Source organism: Janthinobacterium sp. UMAB-60, assembly GCF_900095235.1.
GTDB lineage: Bacteria > Pseudomonadota > Gammaproteobacteria > Burkholderiales > Burkholderiaceae_D > Janthinobacterium.
Genome location: NZ_LT607498.1, coordinates 1 through 17,104, shown reverse-complemented (window position 1 = coordinate 17,104; position 17,104 = coordinate 1). Strand labels below are relative to the sequence as shown.

The following is a 17,104-nucleotide window of genomic DNA, read 5'->3' as shown; positions in this document are numbered from 1 at the left end:
CGCCTGAGCGCCTTGTCTATGGTGCTGGGACTGGCGGTGGGCGTGTGCGCCGCCGTCATCCTGAAGAACGGTCCCGCCTATGCCCGCGCCGTGGTGCGCGCGTATGTCGAGATCATCCGCAGCACGCCGTTCCTGGTGCAGCTGTTCATCATTTACTTTGGCTTGCCGTCGCTGGGCTTGCAGCTCGACGCGAACGGCGCCGCGCTCGTCGCCATGACGGTCAACCTGGGCGCCTATGCGGCGGAAATCGTGCGCGCCGGCATCGGCGCCGTGCATCCATCGCAGCTGGAAGCGGCGCAGGCGCTGGGCATGACGCGCTGGCAAGTGATGCGCCATGTGGTGCTGCTGCCGGCGCTGGAAAAAGTCTATCCGGCGCTGGCCAGCCAGTTCACCTTGATGATGCTCGCCTCGAGCGTGGTGTCGGCCATTTCCGCCGAAGAGCTGACCGCTGCCGCGCACCTGCTCGACTCGGAAACCTTCCGCAGCTTCGAGATCTACATCGTCGTGATGGTGCTGTACATCCTGCTGGCCCTGCTGTTCCGCTTCAGCTTCTGGGTGCTGGGCCAGATCGTCTTCAAACGCCGCCGCCGTCTGGGCGCGGCGCGCATGGGAGCATGACATGATCAGTGACTTTTCCTGGGATAACCTGCAATTTCTGCTCGAGGCCACGCGCTGGACCATCGGCCTGTCGCTGATCGTCTTCATCACGGGCGGCATCGCCGGCTTCGCGGTGGCGCTGCTGCGCACGGCGCGCAGCCCGGTCCTGCGTTTCATCAGCGCCCTGTACATCCAGCTGGTCCAGGGCACGCCGGTGCTGATCGTGCTGTTCCTCACCTACTACGGCCTGGCTCTCTTTGGCTACAAGCTGTCGCCGATCATCGCGGCCGGCGCGGCGATGACGATCTTTGCCAGCGCCTATCTGGGCGAGATCTGGCGCGGCTGCATCGAAGGCGTGCAGCGGCAGCAGTGGGAGGCATCGGCCGCGCTGGCGCTGAACCGCTACCAGCAGCTGCGCTACGTCATCCTGCCGCAGGCGCTGCGCCATTCGCTGCCGCCGACGGTGGGCTTCATGGTGCAGATCATCAAGAATACCTCGATCACCTCGATCATCGGCGTGGTGGAACTGACGCGCGCAGGGCAACTGGTCAGCAACGCGACCTTCCTGCCTTTCATCGTCTTCCCCGTCGTCGCCCTGATCTACTTCGCGATGTGCTATCCGCTGTCGCGCTACAGCCATTCACTGGAAAGGAAATTCCATGCCCATCGTTGAAATCGACAATATCAGCAAGAGCTTCGGCGCCAATCACGTGCTCAAGGGCGTGTCATTCGCCGTCGAGCGGGGGCAGGTGATCGCCGTGATCGGCCGCAGCGGTTCCGGCAAGAGCACCATGCTGCGCTGTATCAACGGCCTGGAAACCATCGACAGCGGCAGCATCGTCGTGGCCGGCCATACGCTGACGGCGCGCCAGGAGCACCTGCTCGACTTGCGCAAGGATGTCGGCATGGTCTTCCAGAGCTACAACCTGTTCCCCCACCTGACCGTGGAAGAAAACGTCATGCTGGCGCCGCGCATCGTCAAGAAGGTGCCCGACGCCCAGGGCCGCGCCACGGCGCTGCGCGTGCTCAAGCAGGTGGGCCTCGATCACAAGCGCGAAGCCTATCCCGAGCAGCTGTCGGGCGGCCAGCAGCAGCGCGTGGCGATCGCCCGTTCGCTGGCGATGGAGCCGCAAGTGATGCTGTTCGACGAAGTGACGTCGGCGCTCGACCCGGAACTGACGCAGGAAGTGCTGAAGGTGATGGAAGAGCTGGCGCAGGCCGGCATGACGATGCTGCTGGTGACGCACGAGATGGAGTTCGCGCGGCGCATGGCCCACGTCACCGTCTTCATGCATGAAGGGAAGGTGTGGGAGAGCGGGCCGTCGGAAGCCTTCTTCAGCAACCCGCAAACGCCCGAAGCGCGCCAGTTCGTCGGCGCGGGAGCGATCAAATGAGCCCCGTCCTGGTGGCGGCGTCGGCCTACGGCGCAAGCAGGGTAAGACAGCTGGGGCAAAGCCATTTCATCGACGTGGTGGCCGATGCGGGCGGCGCCGGCATCGAGATTCGCCGCGAACTGTTCACCTCCGACCTGCCGGACCTGGCGCGCATGGGCGCGGCGGTGGCCGCGCGCGGCCTGTACTCGGTGTATTCCACGCCCATCGAATTGTGGGACGCGGACGGCTTGCTGCAGCACGCGCTGCTGCAGCAGATGCTGGACGAGGCGGCGCGCCTGGGGGCGCGCTACCTGAAGGTGTCGCTGGGACATTACCCGGCCGCGCCGGACTTGCCGGCCTTGAAGGCCCAACTGGCGGCCGCGCCCGTGGCGCTGCTGGTGGAAAACGACCAGACGGCCCATGGCGGCGCGCTGGCGACGATGGCGCGCTTCCTGGCGGCGGCGCGCGCGATCGGGCTGCCGGTGGGGCTGACCTTCGACATCGGCAACTGGCGCTGGGTGGGCGAGGATGCGCAGCAGGCGGCGCGTTTGCTGGCGCCGTACGTACGCTATGTGCATTGCAAGGCCGTCATGGAGGATGGGGGCCGGCTGTCCGCCTGCGCCGTTTCCGATGCCGATCCCGCCTGGCGCGCCGTCTTCGCGCATTTCGCGCCGGGCGTGCAGCGGGCCATCGAATTTCCGCTAGAGGGCGCCGACCTGGTGGCCGAAACGGGCCGCTACATCCAGATGCTGGAGGCCGCATGAGGGAACAAGAACTGCGCCAAAAGGAAATTCAAGGGGTGCACGCGCTCGACGTCGTCACCTACGGCGAAGCGATGGCGATGTTCGTGGCCGAGGAGACGGGGGACCTGGCGGCCGTGGCGCATTTCACGCGCCGATTGGCCGGTGCCGAGACGAATGTCGCCATCGGCCTGGCGCGACTGGGCTTGAAAGTCGGCTGGCTGAGCCGCGTGGGCGACGATTCCTTCGGCCGCTTCATCCGCGCCAGCGTGCAGGCCGAGGGCGTCGATTGCAGCCGGGTCGTCACCGTCGCCGGCCAGACCAGCGCCTTCCAGCTCAAGGCCCGGGCCGAGAACGGCGCCGACCCGATGGTCGAGTACTTCCGCAAGGGTTCCGCCGCCAGCCGGCTGGCGCCCGAGCACTTCGACCCCGCCTATTTCCTGTCGGCGCGCCACCTGCACGCCACGGGCGTGGCCGCGGCGCTGTCCGCCACCAGCCTGGCGTTTGCCGGCCAGGCGCTCGACTTCATGCGCGCTAATGGACGCACCGTGTCGTTCGACCCGAACCTGCGGCCCTCGCTGTGGCCTTCGCAAGCCGTCATGGTCGAACAGATCAACCGCCTCGCCGCCAAGGCGGACTGGGTGCTGCCCGGCCTGGGGGAAGGAAAAATCCTCACCGGCCACGACCTGCCGCACGACATCGCCGGCTTTTATCTGCAGCGCGGCGCGCGCCTGGTGGTCATCAAGCTGGGCGCCGAGGGCGCCTATTACCGCACGGCCGATGGCGACAGCGGCATGGTGGCGGGCGAGCGCGTGGTCAACGTGGTCGACACGGTGGGCGCCGGCGACGGCTTCGCGGCCGGCCTGGTCAGCGCCTTGCTGGAAGGCTTGCCGCTGGCGCAGGCGGTAGGGCGCGCCAACCGGGTCGGCGCCTTCGCCATCCAGGTGGCCGGCGACATGGAAGGCTTGCCGACCCGCGCCCAGCTCGACGCGCTGGTCCAATCTTGATTCGAACAGGGGAAAACTCGTGAAAAAACATGTGGTTGTGTATAAAAAACTGGCCGAGCCGCTGCTGGCGCGCCTGCGCGCCGAATGCGAGGTGACGTACTTCGAGGCGATCGACGCGGGCAACCGCGCCGCGTTCGCCGACGCCATCCGCGGCGCGCATGGCTTGCTGGGCGCCAGCGTGCGCCTGGACCGCGAACTGCTGGAGCCGGCCTTGGACCTGCGCATCATTTCCACCATATCGGTGGGCGTCGACCAGTTCGACGTCGATTACCTGCGCGAACGGGGCATCCTGCTGGCCAATACGCCGGACGTGCTGACGGAAACGACGGCCGACACGATCTTTGCGCTGATCCTCGCCAGCGCGCGGAGGGTCGTCGAACTGGCCGAATTCGTCAAGGCGGGGCGCTGGACGCGCAGCGTGGGCGAAAGCCAGTATGGCGTCAACGTGCACGGCAAAACCATCGGCATGCTGGGCATGGGCCGCATCGGCCGCGCCGTCGCCCGTCGCGCCGCGCTCGGCTTCGGCATGCAGGTGCTGTACGTGAACGGCGAGGCGGTGCCCGAGGTGGAAGCGGCGCTGGGCGCGCGCCAGGTGGCGCTCGACGATTTGCTGGCCGGCTCCGACTTCGTCTGCGTCGTGCTGCCGCTGACGGCGCAGACGGAACGCATGATGGGCCGGCGCGAGTTCGCGCTGATGCGCCCCGGTGCCATCTTCATCAACGGTTCGCGCGGGCGCATCGTCGACGAGGCGGCGCTGATCGAGGCGCTGCAGCAGGGCACCATCCACGGCGCCGGTCTCGACGTGTTCGAGCGCGAACCGCTGGCGCCGGACAATCCGCTGCCCGGCATGGCCAATGTGGTGGCGCTGCCGCATATCGGCTCGGCCACGCACGAAACGCGCTACGCCATGGCGCAGCAGGCCGTGGACAATCTGTTGGCCGGCCTGCGCGGCGAGCGTCCGCGCCACCTGGTCAGCTAAGAACAGCATTTACAAAAAAAGACAGGGCAAGACATGAAGAACAAGGTAGCAAGAGCAATGATCATCGGCGCGGGCGCCTGCGGCGGCCTGTGCTCGGCGCAGTCGAACGTGGCCATGTACGGCATCGCGGACCTGGGCGTGGTGTCCGAGAACGGCGGCCCCGGCGGCAGGGTGCTCAAGCTGACGAGCGGCATCGCCAACGGCTCGCGCCTCGGTTTCAAGGGCAGCGAAGACCTGGGCGGCGGCATGACGGCGATCTTTACGATGGATGCGGGCATCCTGGCCGACACGGGCGCTTCGGCCCAGGGCGGCCTGCTGTTCGGGCGCCAGGCCTTCGTCGGCCTCGCCGGCGCGGCGGGCACCTTGCGCCTGGGCCGCCAGTACACCTTCATCGATAGCAGCCTGGGGGCGCTGGACCCGTTCTACCTGGGTTTTGCTGGCAGGATGAGCAATGTCTTCACGGCCGGCTACATCAGCCGGGTCGACAACAGTATCACCTACAGCTCGCCCGTGCGCGGCGGCCTTTCCGGCGAACTGGCATACGGCTTCGGCGAAGTGCCCGGCGATGCTTCGGCCAGGCGCTACATGGGCGCGGCGACCACCTATGCCAGCGGGCCGCTGTATGTGCGCATGGCGCACCAGGACGCCAACACCCTGTCAAGCGCGCTGGTGGCGGGGACGGCGAGGAACACGGTGCTGGGCGCCACCTGGGACTTCGGCGTGGTCAAGGCGCATGGCGCCGTCGCCGTCAGCAAGAGCACGGCGGGCGCCGCCACCACGGTCGACAGCGCGGACCTGATGCTGGGCGCCACCGTGCCGGTGGGCCCGCACCGCGTCCTGTTCTCGTACGTGCGGCGCGATGACCGGCGCGCCGCCAACGGCGACGCTACCCAGATCGGCATCGGCTACACCTACGCGCTGTCGAAGCGCAGCACCTTGTATGCGGCCTACGCGCATATCGACAACCGCAACGGCGCCGCCTACCTGGTGGGCAACGCCACCGACAACGGCACCGGCAACCAGGCCTGGAACCTGGGCCTGCGCCACACTTTTTAACTGGAGAATCGAATGAAGAAGATCGGATGGATTTTGGTCGGCGCCAGCACCGTGGCGCGCGAATGGATGGTCGATGCGATCCGCCAGCAGGGCGATGCCGAGGTGCTGGCCGTGGTCAGCCGCGACGCCGCGCGCGGCGCCGCCTTTGCCGGGCAGTTCGGCATCGCCGCCAGTTATACCGACCTCGATGCGGCGCTGGCCCATCCGGGCGCGGATGCCGTGTACATCAGCACCACCAACGAATGGCATATGGCGCAGACCTTGCAGGCGGCGCGCGCCGGCAAGCACGTGCTGTGCGAGAAGCCGCTGGCGCTGAACCTGGACGACGCCCGCCGCATGGTCGACGGCTGCGCCGAAGCGGGCGTGGTGCTGGGGATTAACCACCACCTGCGCAACGCCGCCACGCACGGCAAGGTGCGCGAGCTGATACGCGCGGGCGAGATCGGCCAGCCCCTGTATTGCCGCGTGCTGCACGCGAACAACCTGCCGCAGCACCTGCGCGGCTGGCGCCTGGACGCGCCGGAGTCGGGCGGCGTCACGCTCGACATGTTCGTGCACGACGTCGACACCCTGCGCTTCCTGCTCGATTCGGAGCCGCGCCACGTCACCGCTTGCGCCACCAGCGGCGGCATGACGGTGGCCGGGCTGGAAGAGGGCCTGATGGCCGTCATCGAGTTCGACAACGGCACCCTGGTGCAGGTGCACGACGCATACAACGCGCCGCATTCGCTGTCCGGCGTGGAAATCATCGGCAGCAAGGGCACCATCTTCGCCACCGGCGTGATGACGCAGCGCCCCGTCGGCAGCATCTGCCTGACGCGCGACGACGGCAGCGTCGACATCCCCGTCGAGCATGAAAACCTGTACGTGCGCTCGGTGCGCGCCTTCCAGCGCGCCATGCGCGGCGACGGGCAGCCGGCCGCCACCGGCGACGACGGCATGCGCGCGCTGGCCACGGCGCTGGCGGCGCAGCAGGCCAGCCGCAGCCACCAGCGCGTGACCCTGGCCGATTGACGGCCTGCGGCAGATGTAAAAAAGCCGCCTGATCGCAAAATCTGGCGGCTTTTTTGTCTTGAAGCATCGAACGCCTGAAAAATCGTAGCGAGCGGATGGGAGTTGCGGCTAAGAAGCGCAACTATGCTATAGCACAGTGAGCATCGCAGGCCGCAAATCGCGACGCGCAGTAGATTTTTCAGGTGTTCATCACTCTTCGCGGCGCAGGTGAGGGAACAGCAGCACGTCGCGGATGTTCGGCGAATCCGTGATGATCATCATCAGGCGATCGATGCCGATGCCGCAGCCGCCGGCTGGCGGCATGCCGTATTCCAGCGCGCGGATGTAGTCGGCGTCGTAGAACATCGCCTCTTCATCGCCGGCGTCCTTGGCGGCGACTTGCGCCAGGAAGCGGGCCGACTGGTCTTCCGCATCGTTCAACTCGGAGAAGCCGTTGGCGATCTCGCGGCCCACCATGAACAGTTCAAAACGTTCGGTGATGCCGGCCACCGTGTCGGAAGCGCGCGCCAGAGGCGACACTTCGACCGGATAGTCGATGATGTAGGTCGGTTCCCACAGCTGCGCTTCCGCCGTCTCTTCGAACAGCGCCAGTTGCAGCGCGCCCAGGCCGGCCGTGGCGAACGGTTTGACGCCGAATTTCTTCAGCTCTTCCTTGATGAATTCGGCATCGTTCAACTGCTCCGGCGTGTAGCCCGGCGCGTACTTGTTGATCGCTTCGACGATGGTCAGGCGGTGGAACGGTTTTGCCAGATCGAGTTCGCGGCCGCCGTAGGTCAGGGTGGCGGTGCCGTGCGCGTCGATGGCGGCCTGGCGGATGACGGCTTCCGTGAAATCCATCAGCCATTTGTAGTCGGTGTAGGCCGCGTAGAATTCCATCATCGTGAATTCCGGGTTGTGACGGATCGACACGCCTTCGTTGCGGAAGTTGCGGTTGATTTCGAACACGCGGTCAAAGCCGCCCACGACCAGGCGCTTCAGGTACAGCTCTGGCGCGATGCGCAGGAACATTTGCATGTCCAGCGCATTGTGGTGCGTGATGAACGGCTTGGCCGCCGCGCCGCCAGGAATCGTGTGCAGCATCGGCGTTTCCACTTCCATGAACTCGTTCTTTTCCATGAAGCGGCGGATCGACGAGATGGCGGCGGTACGCGCCTTGAAGGTGCGGCGCGTCTCTTCGTTCATGATCAGGTCGACGTAGCGCTGGCGGTACTTCGTTTCCTGATCGGCCAGGCCGTGGAATTTGTCCGGCAGCGGGCGCAGCGACTTGGTGATCAGGCGCAGTTCGGTGACCTTGATGGTCAGTTCGTCCGTCTTGGTCTTGAACAGCGTGCCCGTCACGCCCAGGATATCGCCCAGGTCATAGTGGTGCAGGGCGGCCATGGCCGCTTCGCCGGTGAGGTCAAGCGTGGCGTAGATCTGGATGCGGCCGTCGGCTTTCGGGCCGGAAGCGTCTTGCAGGGTGGCGAAGGCGGCTTTCTTGCCCGCTTCACGCTTGAGCATCATGCGGCCGGCCAGCACCACGGTGACAGGTTCGGCTTCCAGCTCTTCGCGCGTCTTGCTGCCGTATTGCGCGTGCAGATCGGCCGCCTTGTGCTCGGGGCGGAAATCGTTCGGGAAGGCGATGCCTTGTTCGCGCAGTGCGGCCAGCTTGACGCGGCGCTCGGCGATGATCTTGTTTTCATCGGGGGCGGCGGCTTGTTCTTGGATATCCGTAGTCATGGTGTTCTTCGTTGGTGATGATTGATGATGTGGTGCCAGCGCTGGCGCCACGCTGGCAAACAGTGCGTCGACGTCGAGTGCGGAGAAATCCGGCACGATGGCAATGACGTTGTCGAAGGCGGCAAACGCTTCGGCCGGCAGGGTGGTGGTGAGCACCACGACGCGCATGCCGGCACGGCGCGCCGCTTCCACGCCCAGGGGCGCGTCTTCAAAGACGATGCAGTTGTGCGGCAGCGCGCCGGCCAGCTGCGCGCCTTTCAGGAAAACGTCCGGGTGCGGCTTGCCCCGTTCCACGTCGGCGGCGCCGACGATGGCGTCGAAGCGGTGGCGCAGCTCCAGGCCGTCGAGCGTGAACGCGATGTTCTCGTCCGGCGCGGCGGTGCCCACCACCAGTCCCACGCCGTTCTGGCGCGCGCTGGCGATCAGCTGGTCGAAACCGGCGACGGTGGCCAGGTGCGGGGCATACAGTTCGCGGTAGACGACTTCCTTTTCAGCCAGCAGGGTGACGTGGTCGGCGTCCGCGCCCAGGTATTGGGCGATGATTTCGTGTCCCTGCCGTCCTGCCGTGTCGCGGAAAAAGGCATCCGCATCCAGCGCATGGCCGTGGCGTTCAAAGAACGCCAGCCACGATGTCGTGTGGAAGGCCATGTTGTCGACGATCGTGCCATCCATGTCGAACAGGAAGGCGCGCTGCGCCAGCGCCGGAGCGGATGCATTCATCCTTATACGCCTTGCTTGAGCGAGGCGGAAATGAACTCGTCGATGTCGCCATCGAGCACGCCCTTGGTATTGCCCGTCTCGAAACCGGTGCGCAAGTCCTTGATGCGGGACTGGTCCAGCACGTAGGAGCGGATCTGGTGGCCCCAGCCCACGTCCGTTTTCGAGTCTTCCAGCTTTTGCTGCTCGCTCATGCGCTTGCGCAGTTCATGTTCGTACAGCTTGGCTTTCAGCATTTCCATCGCTTCGGCGCGGTTGCGGTGCTGCGAACGGTCGTTCTGGCACTGCACCACGATGCCGGTCGGCGCATGGGTCATGCGGACGGCGGAGTCGGTCTTGTTGATGTGCTGACCACCGGCGCCCGACGCGCGGTAGGTATCGACGCGGATATCGGCCGGGTTGACGTCGATCTCGATCGAATCGTCGACTTCGGGATACACGAACAGCGACGTAAACGACGTATGGCGGCCGTTGGCCGAGTCGAACGGCGACTTGCGCACCAGGCGGTGCACGCCCGTTTCCGTGCGCAGGAAGCCGTAGGCGTGATCGCCCTCGACCTTCAGGGTGGCCGTCTTGATGCCGGCGACCTCGCCGTCGGACTGCTCGAGGATTTCGACCTTGAAGCCCTTGCGTTCGCAATAGCGCAGGTACTGGCGCAGCAGCATCGAAGCCCAGTCCTGGGCTTCCGTACCGCCGGCGCCAGCCTGGATGTCGATGAAGCAGTTGTTCGGGTCCATCGGATTGTTGAACATCCGGCGGAACTCCATGCTCTCGATGACCTTGCGGATTTCCTGCACGTCCTGCTCGATCGCTTCCAGCGTCTCGTCGTCGCCTTCTTCGCGGGCCATGTCGAACAGGTCGCGGGTGTCGCGCAGGTCGGCATCGGCCTTGGTCAGCGTGAAGACGATCGCTTCCAGCGCCTTCTTCTCTTTACCGAGGTCCTGGGCGCGCTTGGGATCGTTCCAGACGGTCGGATCTTCCAGCTCTTCGTTGACTTGCTCTAGTTTCTCCGACTTGACAGTGAAGTCAAAGATACCTCCGAAGTTCGGCTTCGCGGACCGTCAGGTCGTTCAGCAGGGCGGAGATGATATTGAGGCGTTCGGCTTCCATAATGTTCTGGTCTTCTATGGTGAAATCAAACCTTGGATTATACGCGAGCGTTGCCGGTTTCCGCTGCCGCTGCGGCGCAATTGCTGTTGCACGAGACAATAAAATCGTCATTTTGCTGTATTTGCGACAATATTTTTGCCTTGAAGATGGCTGGCGTGCTGCGTATGATGCTGGCGATATTGTCTTTCCACAGGAACATCTCATGTGCCACCCCCTGCGCCAACTTCCCCGTCTCGCCCTGTTACCGCTGCTGCTGGCCGGCTGCGGCGCCTTGCCGCCCGCCGCCACCACCGGGCCTGCCCTGGCCGCATCGGCCGCGCCGGCGGGCAGCACGGCCACGCTGGCTCTGCTGGAGACGACGGACTTGCACGCGAATGTGCTCAGTTACGATTACTACAAGCTGCAGGCGGAACCGTCGATCGGCCTGGAACGCACGGCGGCGCTGATCGCCCAGGCGCGCGCGCAATTTCCGAACAACCTGTTGCTCGACAACGGCGACACCATCCAGGGCACGGCGCTGGCCGACTATCAGGCATTGGTAAAACCGCTGGCCTGCGACCAGACCCTGGCCATCTACAAGGCGATGAATCTGCTGAAGGTCGATGGCGGCGGCATCGGCAACCATGAATTTAACTATGGCCTGGCCTTTTTGAACCAGGTGACGGGCAACCAGTTCGACGTCGACAGCGTCGATGCCGGCAAGCCGCGCTGCGCCGGCCCCGCGTTCCCGCAAGTGCTGGCCAATGTCTACAGCGTCAGGACGGGCCAGCCCCTGTTTGCGCCATATCACATCATCGACAAGCAGATCACGGCGGCCGGCCCCGATGGCAAACCGGTGACCAGCAGCGTGAAGGTCGGCATCATCAGCTTTGCGCCGCCCACCATCATGGCGTGGGACAAACGCTGGCTGGAAGGGCGCGTCTACACGCAGGGCGTGCGCGAGACGGCGGAAAAATTCATCCCCGAGATGCGCGCGAAAGGCGCCGAGCTGGTGGTGGCCATTTCGCACGGCGGCCTTGATGACAGCCCATATTCGCCGACCATGGAAAACGGCAATTACTACCTGTCGCAGGTGCCGGGCGTGGATGCCATGCTGATCGGCCATTCGCACCAGCTGTTCCCGAACGCGGCCAGCACGGTGCCGCAGTTTAATTTGCCCGGCGTCGACAAGGTCAAGGGATTGGTCAACGGCGTGCCTACCGTGATGGCCAATTTGTGGGGCAAGCACCTGGGCGTGATTGGCCTCTCCCTGCGCCACGACGGCAAGCAGTGGCTCATCGACAAGAGCGCCACCACGGTGGAAGCGCGCGGCATCCAGAACGCGGATAAAAGCTATGTGACGCCCGACGCGGCCATCGCCAGGCTGGTGGCCGAGGAGCACGCGGCGACGATCGCCTACGTGCAGACGCCGGTCGGCGCCACGGATTTCCGCATGTCGACGTATTTCGCCGACGTGGGCGACGTCAGCGCCATCGAAGTGGTGAACCAGGCGCAATCGGGTTATCTTGCCGCGTACGTCAAGGCGAACCTGCCGCAGTACGCGCACTTGCCCGTGCTGTCGATGTCGTCGCCGTTCAAGAGCGGTTCGGCCGGCGTATCCGACTACACGGATGTCAAGGCGGGCAATGTGGCGCTGAACAACGCGGCCGACCTGTATTTATATCCGAACGCGCTGTACGGCGTGAAGATGAATGGCGCGGAACTGAAAGCCTGGCTGGAACAGTCGGCGCGGCGCTTCAATACCATCGATCCTAACAAGCTGGAAGCGCAGGAACTGGTCAACACGGCCCACCCCAGCTACAACTTCGACGCCATCACCAGCGCCGACGTGCGCTACCAGATCGACGTCACGCAGCCGCCGGGCCGGCGCATCCAGGCGCTGACGTACAAGGGCAGGCCGGTGGACGCAGGCCAGGAATTCCTCATCGCGACAAATAATTACCGCGCCAGCGGCGGCGGCAATTTCCCTGGCCTCGACGGCAGCAAGACGGTGGTGGCCTCGCCCGACAACAACCGCGAACTGCTGATCGCCTACGTCACGCAAGAGAAAAACCTGACGCGCGCGAAAAACGGCTCGGCGCGCAGCTGGCGCTTCGCCAAAGCCGCCACCAAAGGCCCGGTGGTGTTCCACTCCGCGCCGAACATGATCGAGCTGGCCAAAGCGGCAGGCATCACCACTGTGACGCAGCTGAAGCCTGATGATGGCGCGGGCAAGGGTTTTGCGCTGTATCAGATCGATCTGTCGCAGTGAAGCGGCAAGCGTGGCTGCTGGTGCTGCTATTGGCCGTGGCGCCGCTGGCGTGGGCAGGCGCGGATGCCGTGACCACGGTGACGCAGGCCAAGGCGCTGATGCGCACCGGCCCCGCCGGGCAGCCGCAGGCGCGCGTCTTGTTTGAAACAGCGGCAGGGCAGGGCAGCGGTGCCGCCGCGTATTACCTGGGCCTGATGCTGAAAAACGGCATAGGTGGCGCGCAGGACGGCGCCGCCGCCTCGCGCTGGCTGGAATTGGCGGCACAGCGCCAGGTGGCGCCCGCCATGTTCATCCTGGCTAACATGCTGCTGGCCGGGGACGAGGCCAGGGCGCGCTTCTGGCTCGATGCGGCCTGCGACGCCGACTACCCGGAAGCGCTGCTGCAAAAGTCCGTCGCCCTGAGCGAGGGGCGGATGGGTTATGCCCACCACGAGGCGCAAGCGGCCCTGTTCCTGAAAATGGCCGAACACGCGATGGGGCATCGGCAGCCCGAGCCGTGATGCATTGAGCGTGCAGGCCGGACTAGGCTGCGCCGGGTTTGGCCCGCAGGTGGTTCGCCGCTTCGACCACGGCCAGCGGATTGCGCGACAGCAGGGCGCCGGCCAGGTCGAGCAGGCCGGCGGCGGCCTTGATGGCCGCTTTCGTATCATGGATGTCGGCCACCGTTTGCTTGCCGTGTTCGATGGCCGCATTCACGTTGGCCACGGCCTGCTGCGCACCCTGGTTGATCATATAAATACCCTGGGCGCGGAAAAACGCCACCATCTGGTCGAGATGGATTTCAATTTGCCGCAGATCCTGCAGCACCTGTCGCGGCACCGACGTCAGTGCGTTGTTCAGGCGCACGCGCAGTTCGAGCACCTGGTTCGATGCCTGCGCCAGCCTGTCGGCGATGTCGTCGACTTGTTTCTCATCAAGGGCGATAAGCGTGTTCATGTTGGCCTCCTACCAGGGTGCGGGGGAATACTGCGTGGCTTGGCGCTGCAGGACGTCGACCTGGCTGGCAAAGGCATTGAGCTGGCGCGCCAGGCCGGGATCTTGCATGGGCTTGGCGCGCAGGGCGCTGATGCTGCGCTGGAGTTCCGTGATGGCCGCGGCATAGGCTTCGACGAGTTTGCCCCGTTCGCGCAACTGCCGGCTGTCCAGGTAGAGCTTGGCCTTCAGGTAGCTGCTGGCCAGCGGTTCCCGGGCGGCGGCGGCGTCGAGCGCGCCGTTCAGGGTGGCGATGGTCATGTTCTCGTCGCGCAGATTGGCCTGGTAATTGGCTTGCGCGAAGGTCTTGAGCGCATCGCTGATGATATAAATATCTTCCTCGCGCTCGAGCAATGCGCGGATGCCCGCCGCCTGCTTGCGCTGTGTCGCGACGCGGCTCAGCAAGTCGCTCAACTGCACGACCTTGCCCAGCTTGTCGGCATCGAGCAAGGGCGTGCCGCCGCTCGATTGCAGGGCCGCCAGCGATGTGCCCAGCGCGCCGATGTCATCGTTGTAGTCAGACAGGCTGTCGTTGGCCAGCGCCGCCAGCACGCTGGCATAGCGTTGCAGCACATTGTTCAGCTCGGCGGATCCGGCCAGCGCCTGTGCATACGCCATGCAACTGTCCGTGGCGGCCTGTTCTGTATCCTGCGGCGCGTACGGGCGGTCGACGATGAGTCCCTTGCGCCGCATATTATTGGTGCAGCTGTGCATGGAGTGCCCCAGCATCGGCGTAAACGTGGCGGTAACGGCCGTGGTTTGCCCCGCAAATTGCTCGACAGGCTTGAAGTTCTGGCAGCCGCTGCTCAGGACTCCCGCCAGCAGGCATGCACAGAGTGTAGTGATCGACTGGCGCATAGAGCCTCCAATTGAATGGATCAGATTGCCTTGCCCAGGCCGGATGACCTTGGTTCCACGACCTTAGCACCGGGAGCGCGCGCCGGCCTTGCGACAGATCAGGACGGGCCGCCAGCGGCGCAGGGGGCCGTGCCAGCGGTGTTTCAGAAAGGAACATCATGTGCCACTGCGTCATATGTTCCTTACAGAAGACTGACAATCGACCAAGCAATTGGGCGTTTTACACATGCTGCGATGCGTCATATGTATCTGTTGCTGCTGTCAGATTACTCACCTACAATGTTTTATCGATGGGGCGGTTATCCAGCGTACGACTATAAAAAAAATGTTGTATTAAAGGAGATGACAAATGAATTTCAAACAGAAATTGCTCGTTGCAAGTCTGGTGCTGGGTTTCTCTCAATCCGCTTTCGCAGCCGAACCCATCAAGATCGGCGTGTCCGGTCCGTTCACGGGCGGCTCCGCGCCGATGGGCGTGTCGATGCGCGACGGCGTCAAGCTGGCCGTCGCTGAAATCAATGCCAAAGGCGGCGTGCTGGGCCGTTCGCTGTTGCTGATCGAGCGCGACGACGAAGCGAAGAACGAACGGGGCGTGCAAATTGCCCAGGAACTGATCAACAAGGAAAAAGTCGCCGCCACCGTCGGCTATATCAACACGGGCGTGGCCCTGGCTTCGCAGCGCTTCTACCAGGAAGCCAAGATTCCCGTCATGAACAATGTGGCGACCGGCTCCATCGTCACCAAGCAGTTCGCCGACCAGCCGGAAAACTACATCTTCCGCAATGCGGCCAATGACACCATCCAGTCCGGCATGATCGTGCACGAGGCGATCGAGAACCGCAAGTTCAAGAAAGTGGCGATCCTCGCCGACTCGACCAACTATGGCCAGCTGGGCCGCGAAGACCTGGAAAAGGCGCTGGAAAAGAAAGGCGTCAAGCCCGTTGCCATTGAAAAATACAATATCAAGGACGTCGACATGACGGCCCAGCTGCTGAAAGCCAAGCAGGCTGGCGCGGAAGTGGTGCTGACCTACGGCATCGGCCCGGAACTGGCGCAGATCGCCAACGGCATGGAAAAACTGGGCTGGAAAGTGCCGCTGATCGGCAGCTGGACCCTGGCCATGGGTAACTTCATCGACAACGCCGGCAAGAACGGCAATGGCACGCGCATGCCGCAAACCTTCATCCAGGATGCCAGCACGCCGAAGCGCAAGGCCTTCATCGACGCCTACGTGGCTGCCTACAAGCCGTCGGGCGGACGCATGCCGTCGGCCGTCTCGGCTGCGCAAGGCTACGATTCCATCTACCTGCTGGCCGCAGCCTTCAAGCAGGCGGGCGGCACCGATGGCCCGAAAGTGCGCGCCGCGCTGGAAAACCTGACGGACAAGGTGGAAGGCGCCGTGACGACCTACAACAAACCGTTCAGCAAGACCAACCATGAAGCCATCACGGCCGAAGTGACCGTGTTTGGCGAAGTCAAGGACGGCAAGGTCGTCCTCGCCAAGTAATCGCTGCGGACATTCGCCGCGCAATGGCCAGCCTTGAGGAATCAGGACTGGCCATTTTTTCATCTTTCGTCTTCCGGGGAATACCATGGAAATCTTCCTGCAGCTTGTCTTCAGCGGCATCGCGCTGGGCATGATCTATGCCGTCATCGCCTTCGGCTACCAGCTGACCTTCGCCACTTCCGGCACCCTCAATTTCGGCCAGGGCGAGTCCCTGATGCTGGGGGCGCTGGTGGGCCTTTCGCTGGTGGGCACCATCCACGGCGGCCCTTACATGAGCTATCTCCTGATGATCCCCATCGTCATCGCCTTCGGCGCCTTGCAGGGCGTGTTCGTCGAATGGATAGGCGTGCGGCCCGCCATCAAGATCAAGTCCGAATTCGGCTGGATCATGTCGACCATCGCGCTGGCCATCATTTTCAAGAACGTGGCGGAAAATATCTGGGGCAAGGACGACCTGACCTTCCCGTCGCCGCTCTCGGCCGCGCCGTTCAAGGTGCTGGGCGCGAACGTGCAGCCGATGCAGGTGGCCGTCATCGTCGGCGCGCTGGCCATCATGCTGGCCGTCGAGCTGTTCAACCGCAAGTCGATCTACGGCAAGGCCGTGGTGGCGACGGCAAATGACCGCGACGCGGCCGGCCTGATGGGCATCAACACGGGCATGGTGATCACCTTTTCGTATGCGCTGTCGTCGGCCACGGCTGCCTTTGCGGGCGTGCTGGTGGCGCCCCTGACCCTGACCGGCGCCACCATGGGTGCGTCCTTGGGCCTGAAAGCGTTCGCGGTGGCCATCATCGGCGGGTTGACCTCGGGCATGGGCGCCGTCGTCGGCGGCCTGATCCTGGGCATCGCCGAGACCACCACCGGCTATTACATTTCCACCGGCTACAAGGAAGTGCCAGGCCTGCTGCTGTTGCTGCTGGTGCTGGCCGTCAAGCCGTCCGGCCTGTTCGGCAAAGCCGCGATCAAGAAAGTCTGAGGATCACATGAACAAGAAATTCACCATGCTGGCGCTGAGCGCGGCGGGCCTGGCCGCGCTCGTGCTGTTCCCCATCCTTATCCCGAATCCCTACTACATCCACCTGGCCGAAACCATCCTGATCTACGCCATCCTGCTGTTCGGCCTCGACATCGTCGTCGGCTACACGGGGCAGGTGTCGCTGGGCCACGCGGGCCTGTTCGGCATCGGCTCGTATGCCACGGGCGT

General features: G+C 64.4%; 17 protein-coding genes and 2 pseudogenes. 13 read left to right on the top strand and 6 right to left on the bottom strand.

The window, feature by feature from the left end; genetic code table 11:
• The 8 genes from K0F86_RS23110 to K0F86_RS23075 all read left to right on the top strand — a co-directional run.
• Positions 1-618: amino acid ABC transporter permease (locus K0F86_RS23110; protein ID WP_257572321.1), on the top strand; the 618-nt coding region annotated here is incomplete at its 5' end.
• A gap of 1 nt (position 619) precedes the next feature.
• Complete coding sequence (locus K0F86_RS23105) at positions 620-1,270, top strand: amino acid ABC transporter permease (RefSeq protein ID WP_219136500.1); 651 nt, start codon at positions 620-622, stop codon at positions 1,268-1,270.
• Positions 1,257-1,991 (top strand): amino acid ABC transporter ATP-binding protein, encoded by a 735-nt coding sequence (locus K0F86_RS23100; protein WP_219136499.1) that lies wholly within the window; start codon positions 1,257-1,259, stop codon positions 1,989-1,991. Before K0F86_RS23105 ends, K0F86_RS23100 begins: the two co-directional genes overlap by 14 nt.
• The gene (locus K0F86_RS23095; RefSeq protein WP_219136498.1) at positions 1,988-2,734 is read left to right on the top strand and encodes a sugar phosphate isomerase/epimerase; all 747 of its coding nucleotides are present in this window, start codon (positions 1,988-1,990) and stop codon (positions 2,732-2,734) included. Before K0F86_RS23100 ends, K0F86_RS23095 begins: the two co-directional genes overlap by 4 nt.
• Positions 2,731-3,717, top strand: a complete 987-nt coding sequence (locus tag K0F86_RS23090) for a sugar kinase (RefSeq protein WP_219136497.1) — start codon at positions 2,731-2,733, stop codon at positions 3,715-3,717. Before K0F86_RS23095 ends, K0F86_RS23090 begins: the two co-directional genes overlap by 4 nt.
• 19 nt (positions 3,718-3,736) lie before the next feature.
• On the top strand, positions 3,737-4,696 hold the full coding sequence (locus tag K0F86_RS23085) for a D-glycerate dehydrogenase (RefSeq protein WP_219136496.1): 960 nt from the start codon (positions 3,737-3,739) through the stop codon (positions 4,694-4,696).
• Between the two features lie 33 nt (positions 4,697-4,729).
• On the top strand, positions 4,730-5,752 hold the full coding sequence (locus K0F86_RS23080; protein WP_219136495.1) for a porin: 1,023 nt from the start codon (positions 4,730-4,732) through the stop codon (positions 5,750-5,752).
• A gap of 12 nt (positions 5,753-5,764) precedes the next feature.
• On the top strand, positions 5,765-6,766 hold the full coding sequence (locus K0F86_RS23075) for a Gfo/Idh/MocA family protein (RefSeq protein ID WP_219136494.1): 1,002 nt from the start codon (positions 5,765-5,767) through the stop codon (positions 6,764-6,766).
• A gap of 189 nt (positions 6,767-6,955) precedes the next feature.
• Here the strand turns inward: K0F86_RS23075 and lysS are convergent, their stop codons facing one another.
• The 4 genes and pseudogenes from lysS to K0F86_RS23060 all read right to left on the bottom strand — a co-directional run bounded on the left by lysS (position 6,956) and on the right by K0F86_RS23060 (position 10,423).
• Positions 6,956-8,485, bottom strand: coding sequence for a lysine--tRNA ligase (lysS, locus tag K0F86_RS23070; RefSeq protein ID WP_225241629.1), 1,530 nt, complete (start codon positions 8,483-8,485; stop codon positions 6,956-6,958).
• Between the two features lie 165 nt (positions 8,486-8,650).
• Positions 8,651-9,205 (bottom strand): annotated as a pseudogene (locus K0F86_RS27740) (HAD family hydrolase); the annotation flags it as partial.
• Between the two features lie 2 nt (positions 9,206-9,207).
• A protein-coding gene (gene prfB / locus K0F86_RS23065) for a peptide chain release factor 2 (protein WP_219136492.1) occupies positions 9,208-10,312 on the bottom strand; the annotation gives its coding sequence in 2 pieces (ribosomal slippage) (positions 9,208-10,230 and positions 10,232-10,312; 1,104 coding nt in all).
• On the bottom strand, positions 10,229-10,423 hold the full coding sequence (locus K0F86_RS23060) for a hypothetical protein (RefSeq protein WP_219136588.1): 195 nt from the start codon (positions 10,421-10,423) through the stop codon (positions 10,229-10,231). The genes prfB and K0F86_RS23060 overlap by 84 nt, the downstream gene beginning before the upstream one ends.
• A 91-nt stretch (positions 10,424-10,514) precedes the next feature.
• Between K0F86_RS23060 and K0F86_RS23055 the strand changes: the two genes are divergently transcribed.
• On the top strand, positions 10,515-12,563 hold the full coding sequence (locus tag K0F86_RS23055; protein WP_219136491.1) for a bifunctional 2',3'-cyclic-nucleotide 2'-phosphodiesterase/3'-nucleotidase: 2,049 nt from the start codon (positions 10,515-10,517) through the stop codon (positions 12,561-12,563).
• Positions 12,560-13,063, top strand: coding sequence for a tetratricopeptide repeat protein (locus K0F86_RS23050; RefSeq protein WP_219136490.1), 504 nt, complete (start codon positions 12,560-12,562; stop codon positions 13,061-13,063). The genes K0F86_RS23055 and K0F86_RS23050 overlap by 4 nt, the downstream gene beginning before the upstream one ends.
• Before the next feature lie 22 nt (positions 13,064-13,085).
• On the opposite strand, the gene K0F86_RS23045 is transcribed toward K0F86_RS23050, so the two are convergent.
• Positions 13,086-13,499, bottom strand: coding sequence for a hypothetical protein (locus tag K0F86_RS23045; RefSeq protein ID WP_219136489.1), 414 nt, complete (start codon positions 13,497-13,499; stop codon positions 13,086-13,088).
• 9 nt (positions 13,500-13,508) lie between these two features.
• Positions 13,509-14,393, bottom strand: coding sequence for a hypothetical protein (locus K0F86_RS23040; RefSeq protein ID WP_219136488.1), 885 nt, complete (start codon positions 14,391-14,393; stop codon positions 13,509-13,511).
• Positions 14,394-14,742: 349 nt separating this feature from the next.
• Between K0F86_RS23040 and K0F86_RS23035 the strand changes: the two genes are divergently transcribed.
• The 3 genes and pseudogenes from K0F86_RS23035 to K0F86_RS23025 form a co-directional block, all read left to right on the top strand.
• Positions 14,743-15,900, top strand: a complete 1,158-nt coding sequence (locus K0F86_RS23035; protein WP_219136487.1) for an ABC transporter substrate-binding protein — start codon at positions 14,743-14,745, stop codon at positions 15,898-15,900.
• An 85-nt stretch (positions 15,901-15,985) separates the two neighbouring features.
• Complete coding sequence (locus K0F86_RS23030; RefSeq protein ID WP_219136486.1) at positions 15,986-16,876, top strand: branched-chain amino acid ABC transporter permease; 891 nt, start codon at positions 15,986-15,988, stop codon at positions 16,874-16,876.
• Between the two features lie 7 nt (positions 16,877-16,883).
• Positions 16,884-17,104 (top strand): annotated as a pseudogene (locus K0F86_RS23025) (ABC transporter); the annotation flags it as partial.